This is a genomic window from Escherichia sp. WS3227_2 (genome assembly GCF_046486495.1).
GTDB lineage: Bacteria > Pseudomonadota > Gammaproteobacteria > Enterobacterales > Enterobacteriaceae > Escherichia > Escherichia coli.
In genome coordinates this window covers 144,807-160,793 of record NZ_JBJQLG010000004.1, presented here as the reverse complement: position 1 = coordinate 160,793, position 15,987 = coordinate 144,807, and the positions used below count along the sequence as shown (strand labels likewise).

The window sequence follows — 15,987 nt, the reverse complement described above, 5'->3', positions numbered from 1 at the left end:
AGTGTTAAAAACGTAACGGCGCGTAAACACGATCTTTTTCCTGCTCACTAATGCCTGCATTTGTGATCCTGCGCGTGTTAATCCGCTTATGTAAACAATCTTTGGTTTGTGAAATCCGTCGAAACAATTCTTATGCTCAGGCTGGCGAACTAAGCGCCTTGCTATGGGTCACAATGGTCGGTTTCATTTGGCTGACGCTTTGTAGCGGTCATGCGGTTAATACACAGCAGTTGTTAAAACGATAAGAAGTTAGCAGGAGTGCATATGTTTAAGTCTTTTTTCCCAAAGCCGGGACCGTTTTTTCTCTCGGCCTTTGTTTGGGCATTGATTGCCGTTATCTTCTGGCAAGCCGGTGGGGGTGACTGGGTGGCGCGTATCACCGGAGCTTCCGGGCAGATCCCGATTAGCGCCGCGCGTTTCTGGTCGTTGGATTTCCTGGTTTTTTACGCTTACTACATTGTTTGCGTAGGACTTTTTGCATTGTTCTGGTTTATCTACAGCCCGCATCGTTGGCAATACTGGTCAATACTCGGTACTGCACTGATCATCTTCGTCACCTGGTTTTTGGTGGAAGTCGGGGTCGCCGTCAACGCCTGGTATGCGCCGTTCTATGATCTGATTCAAACTGCGCTAAGTTCGCCGCATAAAGTCACCATCGAACAATTTTACCGCGAAGTGGGCGTCTTTCTGGGGATTGCGCTGATCGCGGTGGTGATCAGTGTGCTGAACAACTTCTTTGTCAGTCACTACGTGTTCCGCTGGCGTACGGCGATGAACGAATATTACATGGCGAACTGGCAACAACTGCGTCATATCGAAGGTGCCGCCCAACGTGTGCAGGAAGATACCATGCGTTTTGCTTCAACGCTGGAGAATATGGGCGTCAGCTTTATCAACGCTATCATGACGTTGATCGCCTTCCTGCCGGTGCTGGTAACGCTCTCCGCGCATGTGCCGGAGCTGCCGATTGTCGGGCACATTCCGTATGGCCTGGTGATTGCCGCTATCGTCTGGTCGCTAATGGGGACCGGATTGCTGGCAGTGGTAGGGATCAAACTGCCGGGGCTGGAGTTTAAAAACCAGCGTGTAGAGGCTGCCTACCGTAAAGAGCTGGTTTATGGTGAAGACGATGCCACGCGCGCGACGCCGCCTACGGTACGCGAGCTGTTTAGCGCCGTACGGAAAAACTATTTCCGCCTCTATTTTCACTATATGTATTTCAACATCGCCCGCATTCTCTATTTGCAGGTCGATAACGTTTTCGGTTTGTTCTTGCTGTTTCCGTCAATTGTTGCCGGTACGATTACGCTCGGCCTGATGACGCAGATTACCAACGTTTTTGGTCAGGTTCGCGGAGCTTTCCAGTACCTGATTAACTCATGGACCACACTGGTTGAGTTGATGTCTATCTACAAACGTCTGCGCAGCTTTGAACATGAGCTGGATGGTGACAAAATTCAGGAAGTAACCCATACCTTGAGCTAAAAAGGAGAAGTAATGTCGCGCGTCAATCATCTATCTTCGCTGTCATTGTTGGCGGTTCTGGTTTTAGTGGGGTGTAGTAGTCAGGCTCCGCAACCGTTGAAAAAGGGCGAAAAAGCGATAGATGTGGCGAGCGTCGTGCGGCAGAAGATGCCTGCGAGCGTGAAAGACCGCGATGCCTGGGCGAAAGATCTCGCCACCACGTTTGAAAGTCAGGGGCTGGCACCGACGCTGGAAAACGTCTGCTCGGTGCTGGCGGTGGCGCAGCAGGAGTCAAATTATCAGGCAGATCCAGCCGTTCCGGGCTTAAGCAAGATCGCCTGGCAAGAGATTGACCGTCGTGCTGAACGGATGCACATTCCTGCTTTTCTGGTGCATACCGCGCTAAAAATCAAATCGCCAAACGGCAAAAGCTATAGCGAACGGTTAGATTCGGTGCGTACTGAAAAGCAATTGAGCGCGATTTTTGACGATCTGATCAGCATGGTGCCAATGGGGCAGACGCTGTTTGGTTCGCTTAATCCGGTGCGCACCGGTGGGCCGATGCAGGTCAGCATTGCTTTTGCCGAACAGCATACCAAAGGGTATCCGTGGAAAATGGACGGTACAGTCCGTCAGGAAGTCTTCAGTCGTCGCGGCGGGTTGTGGTTTGGTACTTACCATTTACTGAATTATCCCGCCAGCTATAGCGCGCCGATATACCGTTTTGCTGATTTTAACGCTGGCTGGTACGCCAGCCGTAATGCCGCGTTTCAGAACGCGGTCAGTAAGGCCAGCGGCGTGAAGCTGGCACTGGACGGTGATTTAATTCGTTACGACAGTAAAGAGCCCGGGAAAACCGAACTGGCAACGCGCAAACTGGCGGGAAAACTGGGGATGAGCGACAGTGAAATTCGCCGCCAGTTAGAGAAAGGGGACAGCTTCTCTTTTGAGGAGACGGCGCTGTACAAGAAAGTTTATCAACTTGCCGAAGCGAAAACGGGTAAATCACTACCCCGCGAAATGTTGCCTGGCATTCAACTGGAAAGCCCGAAAATCACCCGCAACCTGACTACGGCCTGGTTTGCGAAGCGCGTAGACGAACGGCGGGCGCGTTGTATGAAACAGTGATCAAACAGGAATGTCATGCCAGATAAGGCGTTTTAGGTCCTATCTGGCAAGTAAATCTTACTGGCGGCGATGTCGCCAGTGCAGCCATAGCGCCACTACTGCAAAAATGAGGCAGCCAACTAAAAACGGGATCAGCCCGAAAATGGTGCCGACACCTAAACCAATTTCCACCCGTGGGCGACCTGTTTCCTGGACCTGCATTAAACGCTCATAGACGCCAGGCGCATGCACTAGCAGGTTCAGCAATTGCGCCCCAGCCCAAAAGCAAAACAGCACAAACAACGCATAGGCAATATTGCCAGGCGTTGAAGAGGCATTGCGATATTTTCCGCTAAACAGCGATTTTGACAGGGTGAAATCAGCCATAAAAACCTCCGGAAGTCATCTGCTTCTCTTCTGGTGTGATACCAGCGGCTTATGGCAAGTCTGACAGGTCATTAAGATTGTCAATATCAGAATCATGGTAAATTGATGTTGGGAATATTCCCGAAGCGTGAATCTTCGTCGTGAGTCACAAAATGACAACCTTAAGTTAAATGTATTAACAATTACGGAAATGTTGTCTACGCCACAGACGGATGTTGCAGAATATGCAAGGATGTTGTTTTTCGTTAACGGAGCTGCCATGAACTTGCCTGTAAAAATCCGCCGTGACTGGCACTACTATGCGTTCGCCATTGGCCTTATATTCATTCTTAATGGCGTGGTGGGGTTACTGGGATTTGAAGCAAAAGGTTGGCAGACCTATGCCGTCGGTCTGGTGACGTGGGTGATTAGTTTCTGGCTGGCGGGGCTGATTATTCGTCGTCGCGATGAAGAAACTGAAAACGCCCAATAAGAATATTATCGGGCGTTTAAATATTACATTGTGGTTTTCAATGCGTTATCCGCAGCGTGACGCTCCAGCGCCAGCTCAATCAAACGGGTGATCAGGTCGGTGTAACCCAGACCGCTGGCTTGCCACAGCTTCGGATACATACTGATGTTGGTGAAGCCAGGCAGTGTGTTGATCTCGTTGATCACCACGTCGTTCTCTGGGGTTAAAAACACGTCTACACGCGCCATGCCTGCGCATCCCAACGTCTGATAAGCCTGAACGGCAATCGCCCGGATCTTATCGTTGATTTCTGGCGCAATGGCTGCCGGAACTACCACTTTCGCGCCATCTTCGTCAATGTACTTGGTGTCGTAGGCATAAAAATCGCTGGTTAGTACGATCTCGCCACAGGTGCTGGCTTGCGGATTGTCGTTGCCCAGAACTGCGCATTCGATCTCACGACCTTTGATCCCTTGCTCAACGATCACTTTATGATCGAACTCGAACGCCAGATCGACGGCAATTGCGTACTGTTCTTCACTGGTTACTTTGCTGACACCAACAGAAGAGCCCTGATTAGCTGGTTTTACAAACAGCGGTAACCCCAGTTTAGACTCCACTTCGGCAAAACTGATGTTGTGACGATTAGCGCGCGTCAGGGTAATAAATGGCGCAATGTTCAGCCCGGCATCGCGCAGCAGACGTTTGGTGACATCTTTATCCATACAGGCCGCTGAAGCCAGAACATCAGAACCTACAAACGGTAAATTGGCGACCCGCAGCATTCCCTGCAAGGAACCATCTTCGCCCAGCGTACCGTGGACAATCGGGAAAATGACATCCACCGTCGGCAACGGCTGACCGTTTTGCGCGTCGATAAGCTGATGTTCATGTTTACCAGGCACCTGCGCAAGGCTGGTCGCCGAAGGGCGCAACGCAATATGGGCAGGATCGTCTGCATTTAGCAGATAATTGCTGGCATCGCTGACGTGCCATTGCCCTTGTTTATCAATGCCCAGCAGCACAACGTCGAAGCGACTTTTATCAATGGCATCGACAATGTTTTTTGCCGATTGCAGAGACACTTCATGTTCCGCTGATTTACCACCAAAAACGATTCCTACCCGCAGTTTTTCCATCTTAAAAACCTATCCCGTCTAACACAAAGTGCATACATTACCACGACAAAACGGGGGATTCGCGGCCTTCTGAAAGATTGTTGCAATCTTCTGCTGACAAAGCGTGCAACGTACTGGTGAAGAAAGTGCGTTATCTCAAAGATGTGCGCAAGATCACAAAAATGATGAACGGGAAGCTAATTTATTCCTGGCTTAAATGGCCATGCGGTGAGTTTTTTTCTCTTAATTATAAGTTAACGAAGAGAATATATTTCATAACTTTTATTTATAATAAAGGTTGATGATTAAAAGCCTATATTTTGTGTGGGTAATTATTTAAATAAGAGAAACGTTTCGCTGGTAATCAAACAAAAAATATTTGCGCAAAGTATTTCCTTTGTCATAAAAATAATACTTCCAGACACTATGAAGTTGTGAAACATAATGTTAACTTCTCCATACTTTGGATAAGGAAATACAGACATGAAAAATCTCATTGCTGAGTTGTTATTTAAGCTTGCCCAAAAAGAAGAAGAGTCGAAAGAACTGTGCGCGCAGGTAGAAGCTTTGGAGATTATCGTCACTGCAATGCTTCGCAATATGGCGCAAAATGACCAACAAAGGTTGATTGATCAGGTAGAGGGGGCGCTGTACGAGGTAAAGCCCGATGCCAGCATTCCTGACGACGATACGGAGCTGCTGCGCAATTATGTAAAGAAGTTATTGAAGCATCCTCGTCAGTAAAAAGTTAATCTTTTCAACAGCTGTCATAAAGCTGTCACGGCCGAGACTTATAGTCGCTTTGTTTTTATTTTTAATGTATTTGTACATGGAGAAAATAAAGTGAAACAAAGCACTATTGCACTGGCACTCTTACCGTTACTGTTTTCCCCTGTGACAAAAGCCCGGACACCAGAAATGCCTGTTCTGGAAAACCGGGCTGCTCAGGGCGATATTACTGCACCCGGCGGTGCTCGCCGCTTAACGGGTGATCAGACCGCTGCTCTGCGTGATTCTCTTAGCGATAAACCTGCCAAAAATATTATTTTGCTGATTGGCGATGGGATGGGGGACTCGGAAATTACTGCTGCACGCAATTATGCCGAAGGTGCGGGCGGCTTTTTTAAAGGTATCGATGCCTTACCGCTTACCGGACAATACACACACTATGCGCTGAATAAAAAAACCGGCAAACCGGACTACGTCACCGACTCGGCTGCATCAGCAACCGCCTGGTCAACTGGTGTCAAAACCTATAACGGTGCGCTGGGCGTCGATATTCACGAAAAAGATCACCCAACGATTCTGGAAATGGCAAAAGCCGCAGGTCTGGCGACCGGTAACGTTTCTACCGCAGAGTTGCAGGATGCCACGCCCGCCGCGCTGGTGGCGCATGTGACCTCGCGCAAATGCTACGGGCCGAGCGCGACCAGTGAAAAATGTCCGGGTAACGCTCTGGAAAAAGGCGGAAAAGGATCGATTACCGAACAGCTGCTTAACGCTCGTGCCGATGTTACGCTTGGCGGCGGCGCAAAAACCTTTGCTGAAACGGCAACCGCCGGTGAATGGCAGGGAAAAACGCTGCGTGAACAGGCACAGGCGCGTGGTTATCAGTTGGTGAGCGATGCTGCCTCACTGAATGCGGTGACGGAAGCGAACCAGCAAAAACCCCTGCTAGGACTGTTTGCTGACGGCAATATGCCAGTGCGCTGGCAAGGACCGAAAGCAACGTACCACGGCAATATCGACAAGCCCGCAGTTACCTGTACGCCTAATCCGCAACGTAATGACAGCGTACCGACCCTGGCGCAGATGACCGACAAAGCCATTGAATTGTTGAGTAAAAATGAGAAAGGCTTTTTCCTGCAAGTTGAAGGTGCGTCAATCGATAAACAGGATCACGCTGCGAATCCTTGTGGGCAAATTGGCGAGACGGTCGATCTCGATGAAGCCGTACAACGTGCGCTGGAATTCGCTAAAAAGGAGGGTAACACGCTGGTCATAGTCACCGCTGATCACGCCCACGCCAGCCAGATTGTCGCGCCGGACACCAAAGCGCCGGGCCTCACCCAGGCGCTAAATACCAAAGATGGCGCAGTGATGGTGATGAGTTACGGGAACTCCGAAGAGGATTCACAAGAACATACCGGCAGTCAGTTGCGTATTGCGGCGTATGGCCCACATGCTGCCAATGTCGTTGGACTGACCGACCAGACCGATCTCTTCTACACCATGAAAGCCGCCCTGGGGCTGAAATAAAACCGCGCCCGGCGGTGAATTTTCGCTGTCGGGTGGTTTTTTTGCTGTTAGCAACCAGACTTAATGGCAGATCACGGGCGCAAACGCTCATGGTTAAAACATGAAGAGGGATGGTGCTATGAAAATAACATTACTGGTTACCTTGCTTTTCGGACTGGTTTTTTTAACCACCGTCGGCGCTGCCGAGAGAACCTTAACCCCGCAACAACAGCGTATGACCTCCTGTAATCAGCAGGCGACGGCGCAGGCGTTGAAAGGGGATGCTCGTAAGACCTACATGAGTGATTGCCTGAAGAACAGCAAGTCTGCGCCTGGTGAAAAAAGTTTGACGCCACAGCAGCAAAAGATGCGCGAATGTAATAATCAAGCAACGCAACAATCTCTGAAAGGTGATGATCGTAATAAGTTTATGAGCGCCTGCCTCAAAAAAGCCGTCTGATATCTGATAGTGCTAACGGGTGAGCTACGAAAATGGCTCACCCGAAATTTCATACTTCTGCCTTTAGCCCCGTCTCTATAATTTGGGAAAATTGTTTCTGAATGTTCCCAAAAATAATGAATGATGAAAACTTTTTCAAAAAAGCGGCGGCGCATGGGGAGGAACCTCCTTTAACTCCTCAAAACGAACATCAGCGGTCCGGGCTGCGCTTCGCCCGTCGCGTCAGACTACCCCGCGCGGTTGGCCTGGCTGGCATGTTCTTACCGATTGCTTCAACGCTGGTTTCGCACCCGCCGCCGGGCTGGTGGTGGCTGGTGTTGGTCGGCTGGGCGTTCGTCTGGCCGCATTTAGCCTGGCAGATAGCGAGCAGGGCCGTCGATCCGCTTAGCCGGGAAATTTACAACTTAAAAACCGATGCAGTATTAGCGGGAATGTGGGTAGGCGTAATGGGCGTAAACGTGCTGCCTTCCACCGCGATGTTGATGATTATGTGTCTGAATTTGATGGGGGCAGGCGGCCCCCGTCTGTTTGTCGCGGGTCTGGTGTTGATGGTGGTTTCCTGCCTTGTCACCCTCGAACTGACGGGCATCACCGTGTCGTTCAATAGTGCGCCGCTGGAATGGTGGCTCTCCCTTCCCATTATCGTCATTTATCCTCTGCTGTTTGGCTGGGTCAGCTACCAGACGGCGACTAAACTGGCGGAACATAAACGCAGGTTGCAGGTCATGAGTACCCGCGACGGTATGACGGGCGTGTATAACCGACGTCATTGGGAAACTATGTTACGCAATGAATTTGATAACTGTCGGCGGCATAACCGCGATGCGACATTACTGATTATCGATATCGACCATTTCAAGAGCATCAACGATACTTGGGGCCATGATGTGGGCGATGAGGCGATTGTGGCGCTTACCCGACAGTTACAAATAACCCTGCGCGGTAGCGATGTGATTGGTCGGTTTGGCGGCGATGAGTTTGCGGTAATCATGTCCGGTACGCCAGCTGAGAGCGCCATTACCGCCATGTTACGGGTGCATGAAGGGCTAAACACGTTACGTTTGCCGAATACGCCACAGGTAACATTACGGATTAGTGTGGGGGTTGCGCCGCTGAATCCACAAATGAGTCACTATCGCGAGTGGTTGAAATCGGCAGATTTGGCGCTCTACAAAGCAAAGAAAGCCGGACGTAACCGCACCGAAGTGGCGGCCTGACGTCCGGCAAAAATCATCAGGATTTGCTGAGTTTTTCTGATTTTTCCATACACTTCGTCATCGCTTCGATCACTGCGGCACGGAAGCCTTTCTCTTCCAGTACGCGTACCGCCTCAATGGTGGTGCCTCCCGGTGAGCAGACCATATCTTTCAGTGCCCCCGGATGTTCTCCCGTTTCCAGCACCATTTTTGCGGAACCCATGACCGCCTGAGCGGCAAATTTATACGCCTGGGCGCGTGGCATCCCGCCCAGCACGGCGGCGTCGGCCATCGCTTCGATAAACATAAAGACGTAGGCTGGCGAAGAACCGCTCACACCGACCACCGGGTGGATCATCGGCTCAGCAATTACTTCCGCTTCGCCAAAGCAGCGGAAAATATTCAGCACATCAGCGGTATCTTCTGGGGTTACCAGCGCGTTTGGCGTTACGGAGGTCATCCCGGCATTAACCAGCGCGGGAGTGTTCGGCATGGCGCGGATAATTTTCCGGTCATGGCCCAGCGCGCGGGCAAGCTGGTCGAGTGTGATACCTGCAGCAATAGAAACGACCAGAGAGTCTTTATTCAGGCTGGAGGTGATTTCGCTAAGCACTTTAATCATGATGCCAGGTTTAACGGCGGCAAAAATGATGTCGGCGATTTGCGCCACTTCTTGCGCCGATTCTGCGGCGTTGATGCCGAACTGGTCATGCAGGGCGGCGACTTTATCCGGGGAGGGGGTATATACCCAGATTTGCCCTGGAAGCACCTGACCGCTGGCAATCAGACCGCCGAGAATGGCTTTTCCCATATTGCCGCAGCCAATAAAACCGATTTTCTTTTCCATTGCCTCACTCCTGCCGTGAAATTCATTGTTTTGATAATCGCTGGCAGAAGCATAAACAGAACTATGCCGGAAGGCAAAAGCGCGACACAATAGAGGATTACCCAACAAAGGATGACTTTATGACAATTTGGGTGGATGCCGACGCGTGTCCCAATGTAATTAAAGAGATTTTGTATCGCGCGGCGGAACGTATGCAGATGCCGCTGGTACTGGTAGCAAACCAGAGTTTACGCGTGCCGCCATCGCGATTTATTCGTACGCTGCGCGTCGCGGCAGGTTTCGACGTTGCCGATAACGAAATTGTCCGGCAGTGTGAAGCGGGCGATTTGGTGATCACCGCAGATATTCCTTTGGCTGCTGAAGCCATCGAGAAAGGCGCGGCGGCGCTTAATCCTCGCGGCGAACGTTATACGCCAGCGACCATTCGTGAGCGCCTGACGATGCGCGATTTTATGGATACCTTACGTGCCAGTGGGATCCAGACCGGAGGACCAGATAGTCTTTCACAACGTGACCGCCAGGCCTTTGCCGCGGAGCTGGATAAGTGGTGGCTGGAAGTGCAACGTAGTCGTGGCTAAATGTAATTTATTATTTACACTTCATTCTTGAATATTTATTGGTATAGTAAGGAGTGTATTGAGATTTTCACTTTAAGTGGAATTTTTTCTTTACAATCGAAATTGTACTAGTTTGATGGTATGATCGCTATTCTCATGATACCGGCTTTCGCCGCATTGCGACCTATTGGGGAAAACCCACGATGACACAACCTCTTTTTCTGATCGGGCCTCGGGGCTGTGGTAAAACAACGGTCGGAATGGCCCTTGCCGATTCGCTTAACCGTCGATTTGTCGATACCGACCAGTGGTTGCAATCACAGCTCAATATGACGGTCGCGGAGATCGTCGAAAGGGAAGAGTGGGCGGGATTCCGCGCCAGAGAAACGGCGGCGCTGGAAGCGGTAACTGCGCCATCCACCGTTATCGCTACAGGCGGCGGCATTATCCTGACGGAATTTAATCGTCACTTTATGCAAAATAACGGGATCGTGGTTTATTTGTGTGCGCCAGTATCAGTCCTGGTTAACCGACTGCAAGCTGCACCGGAAGAAGATTTACGGCCAACCTTAACGGGGAAACCGCTGAGCGAAGAAGTTCAGGAAGTGCTGGAAGAACGCGATGCGCTTTATCGCGAAGTTGCGCATATTATCATCGACGCAACAAACGAACCCAGCCAGGTGATTTCTGAAATTCGCAGTGCCCTGGCACAGACGATCAATTGTTGATTTTCGAGCGCCTATACTTAACGTTCATCCCGTGAAATAAGGAAGAACGATGCCAACGAAACCGCCTTATCCTCGTGAAGCATATATAGTGACGATTGAAAAAGGAAAACCAGGACAGACGGTAACCTGGTACCAACTCAGAGCCGATCATCCTAAACCAGACTCGTTGATCAGTGAACATCCGACCGCTCAGGAAGCGATGGATGCGAAAAAACGCTATGAGGACCCTGACAAAGAGTGACCGCATCAGACTGCTCGGAAGGGATTCTGAGTGCCACCACAAGGGATCTGCGTCACATTTTTCACAATTCATGTTTTTCAAATAATTAGAATATTAAACAATAACAATCCATTACTGGAATCATTTGGAATCTTTACATTATGCCGTGTAGGTCTGCTGCTACGCTTTTTGTCATTTGTAGCACAGGTAAGTGTCAGCAGTGGTGCTTAGCGCTTGCCCGGTAATTAACGACGAAATAAAAGTAAGGTGGAAGAACAATGAGTGCGTCGTTGGCGATCCTGACCATCGGCATTGTACCTATGCAGGAAGTTTTGCCGCTCCTGACAGAATACATTGACGAAGATAATATTTCCCATCATAGCCTGCTGGGGAAGTTAAGCCGCGAAGAAGTGATGGCGGAGTACGCGCCAGAAGCAGGCGAAGACACAATTCTCACATTATTAAATGACAACCATCTGGCCCATGTTTCGCGTCGCAAAGTAGAGCGTGACCTGCAAGGTGTGGTTGAAGTGCTCGATAATCAGGGCTACGACGTCATTATATTAATGAGTACGGCAAACATTAGTAGTATGACTGCGCGTAATACGATCTTTCTTGAGCCGTCGCGGATATTGCCACCGCTGGTTTCCTCTATTGTTGAAGATCATCAGGTAGGGGTTATCGTACCGGTTGAGGAGTTGCTGACCGTTCAGGCGCAAAAATGGCAAATTTTGCAGAAACCGCCGGTATTTTCATTGGGTAACCCCATTCATGATTCAGAACAAAAAATCATTGATGCCGGGAAAGAATTACTGGCGAAAGGCGCAGATGTCATCATGCTGGATTGTTTGGGATTTAACCAGCGTCATCGCGATTTACTGCAAAAACAGCTCGATGTTCCTGTCTTGCTGTCTAACGTATTGATTGCACGGCTGGCTGCGGAATTACTGGTGTAATTTTGCGTGACAGCCAGCGCCTCTGGCCCCTATAGTGAAGTAGATGTTCAACTACCAGACAGGGCCAGTTTATGCTTCAAAGTAATGAGTACTTTTCCGGCAAAGTGAAATCGATCGGCTTTTCCAGCAGCAGCACTGGTCGCGCCAGCGTGGGGGTTATGGTTGAAGGCGAATACACCTTCAGCACCGCTGAGCCTGAAGAGATGACGGTAATCAGTGGCGCGCTGAATGTGTTACTGCCTGACGCGACCGACTGGCAAGTGTATGAAGCCGGTTCGGTGTTTAATGTTCCCGGTCACAGTGAGTTTCATCTGCAAGTTGCCGAACCCACCTCTTATCTGTGCCGCTATCTGTAATTCCTCGCCTTCCCCTTGAACGGGAGGGCATTTTTCTGAAATGTCCTCTCTTTAACCCATAATAATATTTCCTTTGCTGGGATTTTTTCGATTTCCGATATATTCATAATTCATCAAGGTTGATATAAATATCAGCGAAGATCTCCAGATATTTTTGCGGAACTGGCCACGATAAAAGATAAATCAGATGATGAATGGTGGCGTGCATTGCTGCAAAGTCGCAATGATCATTTGCGCCAAACGGCATTGCGCAACGCACATACCCCGGCGTCTTTGTTAACGACATTGACTGAGCCTCAGGATCGGGCGTTGGTTATTAATAATCCACAGTTGGCTGCCGATGTGAAAACGACGTGGTTAAAAGAGGATCCATCATTACTCTTATTTGTCGATCAACCCGATCTTTCGCTGTTACGTGATTTAGTGAAAACAGGGGCAACGCGGAAAATTCGCAGTGAAGCGCGTCACCGGCTTGAGGAAAAACAAAAAACGCATAATATTGCTGCGCTAAAAATTATTGCCCGCCGTAGCGAATAATTATATGCCTGGTGTAGCTTCGTACGCCGGATAAGACGCGGCAGGCGTCGCATCCGGCATTAAAGGAAAATCAGCAATTAACGTTGTGCTTCGCCACCTAATCCTTCAATCAGGTTTTGAATTAACGCTGCCAGTTCACCAGTCATCAGGATGAAATCGGCATCAAAGCGCTGGGCGAAATCTTCACGGTCGATATCTTCGTTTTGATCGCGCAACTCGTCGCAGAACTTCAGACGCTTGAGCGAACCATCGTCGCACATCACAAACTGAATGCGCTGCTGCCAGTCGAGCGCCAGTTTAGTCACCACTTTTCCGGCTTCGATGTGATTGGTGATCTCTTCGCTGGTCAGATCTTGTTTCTTCGCGCGGATCACTCCACCATCTTCCAGCAGCGATTTCAGCTCGGCTTCATCAAGCAGCTGGAAGCCCTGTGCCGCGCTGCCGGAGCGTACCCATTCGGTCAGCGTCAGTTCAATCGGGTTTTCCATGCTCAATGGTACAACCGGTAACGACCCCAGGCTTTTACGCAGTAATGCCAGCGTATCTTCCGCTTTTTTGGCACTGGCGCAGTCCACCATAATCAAACCATTAACCGTGTCGATCCACATCATTGTCTGGCTAAAACGGCTGAAAGCACGCGGCAGCAGAGAGTGCAGCACTTCGTCTTTCAGCGAATCTTTTTCGGTTTTCTTCAGCTTACGCGCCTGTTCCGCTTCCAGTTTGGCGATTTTCGCTTCCAGCGCCTGTTTAATCACCGGAGACGGGAGGATTTTTTCTTCTTTGCGCGCGCAGATAACAATTTGACCATTGGCAACGTGCGTTAACGCATCGCTGTGCGATCCCATCGGAGGAACCCAGCCCATCTTCGCCATGTCCTGGCTGCCGCATGGGGTAAATGCCATCGAGGCTAGCTGTTTTTCCATCTCTTCTGCACGCAACGAAATCTCGCGGCTAAGACGGTAAACCATTAAATTTTTGAACCACAGCATGATAATTTCCACGGCCTTGTCGTTAAATTTAGCGGGCATGATAACGAATTGTCGGCGGCCTTGCATTGCCAATCCAGTTGTCCGTCTCTACGCTATTGATATTGAAAAAAATAAGGAGAGTACCGTGCGTATAGGTATCGATTTAGGCGGCACCAAAACTGAAGTGATTGCACTGGGCGATGCAGGGGAGCAGTTGTACCGCCATCGTCTGCCCACGCCGCGTGATGATTACCGCCAGACCATTGAAACGATCGCCACGCTGGTTGATATGGCGGAGCAGGCGACAGGGCAGCGCGGAACAGTGGGGATGGGCATTCCTGGCTCAATTTCGCCTTACACCGGCGTGGTGAAGAATGCCAATTCAACCTGGCTCAACGGTCAGCCATTCGATAAAGACTTAAGCGCGCGGTTGCAGCGGGAAGTGCGGCTGGCAAATGACGCCAACTGTCTGGCGGTTTCAGAAGCGGTAGATGGCGCGGCAGCGGGAGCGCAGACGGTATTTGCCGTGATTATCGGCACGGGATGCGGCGCGGGCGTGGCATTCAATGGGCGGGCGCATATCGGCGGCAATGGCACGGCAGGTGAGTGGGGACACAATCCGCTACCGTGGATGGACGAAGACGAACTGCGTTATCGCGAGGAAGTCCCTTGTTATTGCGGTAAACAAGGTTGTATTGAAACCTTTATTTCGGGCACGGGATTCGCGACGGATTATCATCGTTTGAGCGGACATGCGCTGAAAGGCAGTGAAATTATCCGCCTGGTTGAAGAAAGCGATCCGGTAGCGGAACTGGCATTGCGTCGCTACGAGCTGCGGCTGGCAAAATCGCTGGCACATGTCGTGAATATTCTCGATCCGGATGTGATTGTGCTGGGGGGCGGGATGAGCAATGTAGACCGTTTATATCAAACGGTTCCGCAGTTGATTAAACAATTTGTCTTCGGCGGCGAATGTGAAACGCCGGTGCGTAAGGCGAAGCACGGTGATTCCAGCGGCGTACGCGGCGCTGCGTGGTTATGGCCACAAGAGTAAAAAACGTAGGCAATTGGCGCATCATGCCTGATGCGATGCCGCGTCTTATCAGGCCTGCAAAATGTGCCGGAACCGCAGGCCGATAACGCGTTCACGCCTCATCCGGCAATAAGCAACGCGCACCGTGACAGTAATCTACCCCAGTGGTTTCGCCAGCACCGGACTATCCGCCGCTTGCTGGCGTTTATAGCGACCATACAGCAGCAACGACGACATCGCAGCAAACGAAAGCAGGGCGGCAGGCAGCGCCACGTAATTATATGCCAGCCCCAGCGTCAGCATCATACCACCGCAATATGCGCCGACGGCGCTACCGAGGTTAAACGCTATTTGCCCACCTGCGGCACCTAATAACTCTCCGCCTTTGGCATTTTGCAGTAACAATATTTGCAGTGGTGCTGAAAGGGCAAATAATCCCGCGCAACAAATAAATGCAAAAATAAGCGACGTTGTTTTCATGCCGCCGAAGAAAAAGAGCATCAGCAGTGCCAGCACAATAATAAAGTCAGTTACTGCCGCAATGCGCAGTGGTGAATAACGTCCTGAAATCCGGCCACTTAGCACATTCCCCAGCACCATCCCTAGCCCAACTAACATCATAATAAAAGTCATCGCCGTTTCCGAAAAACCGGAAATAAACATCATGTATGGCTTTACGTAGCTGAACCAGGCAAACACACCTGCGTTGCCAAACATGGTGGCGGTGAAAATTAACCACGGGGCCGGGCTGCGCAAAAAGTGAAATTGTTCGCGTAGCTTTCCTTTCGCCTCGTCGCGAATATCCGGCACCCAAAAATAGACCGATGCCATCACCGCAATATTAAAAACAGCGATCAATAAAAAGGTGTAACGCCAGCTAAATTCCTGACTTAAATACGTTCCCAGCGGAATGCCCAGCAAATTGGCGACTGTCATCCCGGAAACCATCCCCGCCACGGCGGCGGTGACTTTGCCGGGTTTGATAATTTTTGATAACACGATCGCTCCGACGCCAAAAAATGCACCATGCGGAAAGCCGGAAACCAGCCGACCAATGGCGAGCATCAGGTAAGACGAAGAGAGCGTGAACATGGCGTTGCCAATGACGCACAACGCCACCAGAAACAACAAGATATGTTTGAGTGAGTAGTGGCTGGAAAAGAGTGCGATGATTGGCGCACCGACCACCACCCCCAGCGCATAATACGAGATCATATGTCCGGCAGCAGGAATCGAAATTCCTACGTTATGCGCCAGCTCCGTGAGCACGCCCATAATGCCAAATTCGGCCATCCCCAAACCAAACGTGCCCAGAGCCAAAGATAAAATGACTTTTTTCATACCACCATCACAACCACCAGAAC

The 15,987-nt window shown here is 50.4% G+C and carries 19 protein-coding genes and 1 pseudogene; 15 read left to right on the top strand and 5 right to left on the bottom strand.

Translation table 11 applies throughout. The features are described 5' to 3' along the window. Positions 1-264 precede the first annotated feature (264 nt). Both sbmA and yaiW read left to right on the top strand, forming a co-directional pair. Entirely contained in the window at positions 265-1,485 is a 1,221-nt protein-coding gene (gene sbmA, locus ACJHXB_RS07500; protein WP_001469426.1) for a peptide antibiotic transporter SbmA, read from the top strand. Positions 1,486-1,497: 12 nt separating this feature from the next. After that, positions 1,498-2,592, top strand: coding sequence for a surface-exposed outer membrane lipoprotein YaiW (yaiW, locus tag ACJHXB_RS07495; protein ID WP_000092060.1), 1,095 nt, complete (start codon positions 1,498-1,500; stop codon positions 2,590-2,592). 57 nt (positions 2,593-2,649) lie between these two features. Here yaiW and ACJHXB_RS07490 read toward each other — a convergent pair whose 3' ends face one another. Continuing rightward, entirely contained in the window at positions 2,650-2,958 is a 309-nt protein-coding gene (locus ACJHXB_RS07490) for a YaiY family protein (RefSeq protein WP_000763151.1), read from the bottom strand. A 259-nt stretch (positions 2,959-3,217) separates the two neighbouring features. On the opposite strand from ACJHXB_RS07490, the gene ACJHXB_RS07485 reads away from it, so the two are divergent. Continuing rightward, the gene (locus tag ACJHXB_RS07485) at positions 3,218-3,430 is read left to right on the top strand and encodes a DUF2754 domain-containing protein (RefSeq protein ID WP_001295334.1); all 213 of its coding nucleotides are present in this window, start codon (positions 3,218-3,220) and stop codon (positions 3,428-3,430) included. Positions 3,431-3,453: 23 nt separating this feature from the next. Here ACJHXB_RS07485 and ddlA read toward each other — a convergent pair whose 3' ends face one another. Further along, complete coding sequence (gene ddlA, locus ACJHXB_RS07480) at positions 3,454-4,548, bottom strand: D-alanine--D-alanine ligase (protein ID WP_000413676.1); 1,095 nt, start codon at positions 4,546-4,548, stop codon at positions 3,454-3,456. A 77-nt stretch (positions 4,549-4,625) separates the two neighbouring features. Between ddlA and ACJHXB_RS07475 the strand changes: the two genes are divergently transcribed. From ACJHXB_RS07475 to adrA, 5 genes are all read left to right on the top strand, one after another. Continuing rightward, positions 4,626-4,829: a hypothetical protein gene (locus ACJHXB_RS07475; RefSeq protein WP_001300163.1), complete on the top strand. Its 204-nt coding sequence runs from the start codon at positions 4,626-4,628 to the stop codon at positions 4,827-4,829. 181 nt (positions 4,830-5,010) lie between these two features. Continuing rightward, on the top strand, positions 5,011-5,271 hold the full coding sequence (gene iraP, locus ACJHXB_RS07470; protein ID WP_000792975.1) for an anti-adapter protein IraP: 261 nt from the start codon (positions 5,011-5,013) through the stop codon (positions 5,269-5,271). A gap of 99 nt (positions 5,272-5,370) precedes the next feature. Further along, positions 5,371-6,786, top strand: coding sequence for an alkaline phosphatase (gene phoA / locus ACJHXB_RS07465; RefSeq protein WP_000814388.1), 1,416 nt, complete (start codon positions 5,371-5,373; stop codon positions 6,784-6,786). Between the two features lie 118 nt (positions 6,787-6,904). Beyond that, entirely contained in the window at positions 6,905-7,225 is a 321-nt protein-coding gene (gene psiF, locus ACJHXB_RS07460) for a phosphate starvation-inducible protein PsiF (protein ID WP_000705173.1), read from the top strand. A gap of 101 nt (positions 7,226-7,326) precedes the next feature. Next, entirely contained in the window at positions 7,327-8,442 is a 1,116-nt protein-coding gene (adrA, locus tag ACJHXB_RS07455) for a diguanylate cyclase AdrA (RefSeq protein ID WP_000484048.1), read from the top strand. Positions 8,443-8,458: 16 nt separating this feature from the next. Here the strand turns inward: adrA and proC are convergent, their stop codons facing one another. Further along, the gene (gene proC / locus ACJHXB_RS07450) at positions 8,459-9,268 is read right to left on the bottom strand and encodes a pyrroline-5-carboxylate reductase (protein WP_001304841.1); all 810 of its coding nucleotides are present in this window, start codon (positions 9,266-9,268) and stop codon (positions 8,459-8,461) included. A 119-nt stretch (positions 9,269-9,387) separates the two neighbouring features. On the opposite strand from proC, the gene ACJHXB_RS07445 reads away from it, so the two are divergent. The 6 genes and pseudogenes from ACJHXB_RS07445 to ACJHXB_RS07420 form a co-directional block, all read left to right on the top strand. Beyond that, entirely contained in the window at positions 9,388-9,846 is a 459-nt protein-coding gene (locus ACJHXB_RS07445) for a YaiI/YqxD family protein (RefSeq protein WP_000158155.1), read from the top strand. A gap of 182 nt (positions 9,847-10,028) precedes the next feature. Next, entirely contained in the window at positions 10,029-10,553 is a 525-nt protein-coding gene (gene aroL / locus ACJHXB_RS07440) for a shikimate kinase AroL (RefSeq protein ID WP_000193393.1), read from the top strand. 49 nt (positions 10,554-10,602) lie between these two features. Further along, on the top strand, positions 10,603-10,794 hold the full coding sequence (gene yaiA, locus ACJHXB_RS07435; protein WP_001142439.1) for a protein YaiA: 192 nt from the start codon (positions 10,603-10,605) through the stop codon (positions 10,792-10,794). Between the two features lie 257 nt (positions 10,795-11,051). Beyond that, positions 11,052-11,729, top strand: coding sequence for an AroM family protein (locus ACJHXB_RS07430; RefSeq protein WP_001276403.1), 678 nt, complete (start codon positions 11,052-11,054; stop codon positions 11,727-11,729). 71 nt (positions 11,730-11,800) lie between these two features. Further along, complete coding sequence (gene ppnP / locus ACJHXB_RS07425; RefSeq protein WP_000941942.1) at positions 11,801-12,085, top strand: pyrimidine/purine nucleoside phosphorylase; 285 nt, start codon at positions 11,801-11,803, stop codon at positions 12,083-12,085. Positions 12,086-12,229: 144 nt separating this feature from the next. Next, a pseudogene (locus ACJHXB_RS07420) lies at positions 12,230-12,622 on the top strand (DUF2773 domain-containing protein); the annotation flags it as partial. Between the two features lie 77 nt (positions 12,623-12,699). Here ACJHXB_RS07420 and rdgC read toward each other — a convergent pair. Next, positions 12,700-13,611 carry a recombination-associated protein RdgC gene (rdgC, locus tag ACJHXB_RS07415; RefSeq protein ID WP_001298537.1) on the bottom strand — a complete coding sequence of 304 codons (912 nt, stop codon included), beginning with the start codon at positions 13,609-13,611 and terminating at the stop codon, positions 12,700-12,702. A 124-nt stretch (positions 13,612-13,735) separates the two neighbouring features. Here rdgC and mak point away from each other — a divergent pair, with 124 nt between their 5' ends. Next, complete coding sequence (gene mak / locus ACJHXB_RS07410) at positions 13,736-14,644, top strand: fructokinase (RefSeq protein ID WP_001219310.1); 909 nt, start codon at positions 13,736-13,738, stop codon at positions 14,642-14,644. A 135-nt stretch (positions 14,645-14,779) separates the two neighbouring features. Here mak and araJ read toward each other — a convergent pair whose 3' ends face one another. Next, the gene (gene araJ / locus ACJHXB_RS07405; protein WP_410233482.1) at positions 14,780-15,964 is read right to left on the bottom strand and encodes an MFS transporter AraJ; all 1,185 of its coding nucleotides are present in this window, start codon (positions 15,962-15,964) and stop codon (positions 14,780-14,782) included. Positions 15,965-15,987 lie beyond the last annotated feature (23 nt).

Excerpts from the sequence above, each read along its gene's own strand:
- yaiA (WP_001142439.1), top strand. The coding sequence starts at position 10,603 with ATGCCAACGAAACCGCCTTATCCTCGTGAAGCATATATAGTGACGATT.
- adrA (WP_000484048.1), top strand. The coding sequence starts at position 7,327 with ATGTTCCCAAAAATAATGAATGATGAAAACTTTTTCAAAAAAGCGGCG.
- yaiW (WP_000092060.1), top strand. The coding sequence starts at position 1,498 with ATGTCGCGCGTCAATCATCTATCTTCGCTGTCATTGTTGGCGGTTCTG.
- ACJHXB_RS07445 (WP_000158155.1), top strand. The coding sequence starts at position 9,388 with ATGACAATTTGGGTGGATGCCGACGCGTGTCCCAATGTAATTAAAGAG.
- ACJHXB_RS07490 (WP_000763151.1), bottom strand. The coding sequence starts at position 2,958 with ATGGCTGATTTCACCCTGTCAAAATCGCTGTTTAGCGGAAAATATCGC.
- rdgC (WP_001298537.1), bottom strand. The coding sequence starts at position 13,611 with ATGCTGTGGTTCAAAAATTTAATGGTTTACCGTCTTAGCCGCGAGATT.
- psiF (WP_000705173.1), top strand. The coding sequence starts at position 6,905 with ATGAAAATAACATTACTGGTTACCTTGCTTTTCGGACTGGTTTTTTTA.
- ppnP (WP_000941942.1), top strand. The coding sequence starts at position 11,801 with ATGCTTCAAAGTAATGAGTACTTTTCCGGCAAAGTGAAATCGATCGGC.
- sbmA (WP_001469426.1), top strand. The coding sequence starts at position 265 with ATGTTTAAGTCTTTTTTCCCAAAGCCGGGACCGTTTTTTCTCTCGGCC.
- araJ (WP_410233482.1), bottom strand. The coding sequence starts at position 15,964 with ATGAAAAAAGTCATTTTATCTTTGGCTCTGGGCACGTTTGGTTTGGGG.
- ddlA (WP_000413676.1), bottom strand. The coding sequence starts at position 4,548 with ATGGAAAAACTGCGGGTAGGAATCGTTTTTGGTGGTAAATCAGCGGAA.
- ACJHXB_RS07485 (WP_001295334.1), top strand. The coding sequence starts at position 3,218 with ATGAACTTGCCTGTAAAAATCCGCCGTGACTGGCACTACTATGCGTTC.
- ACJHXB_RS07430 (WP_001276403.1), top strand. The coding sequence starts at position 11,052 with ATGAGTGCGTCGTTGGCGATCCTGACCATCGGCATTGTACCTATGCAG.
- iraP (WP_000792975.1), top strand. The coding sequence starts at position 5,011 with ATGAAAAATCTCATTGCTGAGTTGTTATTTAAGCTTGCCCAAAAAGAA.
- proC (WP_001304841.1), bottom strand. The coding sequence starts at position 9,268 with ATGGAAAAGAAAATCGGTTTTATTGGCTGCGGCAATATGGGAAAAGCC.
- aroL (WP_000193393.1), top strand. The coding sequence starts at position 10,029 with ATGACACAACCTCTTTTTCTGATCGGGCCTCGGGGCTGTGGTAAAACA.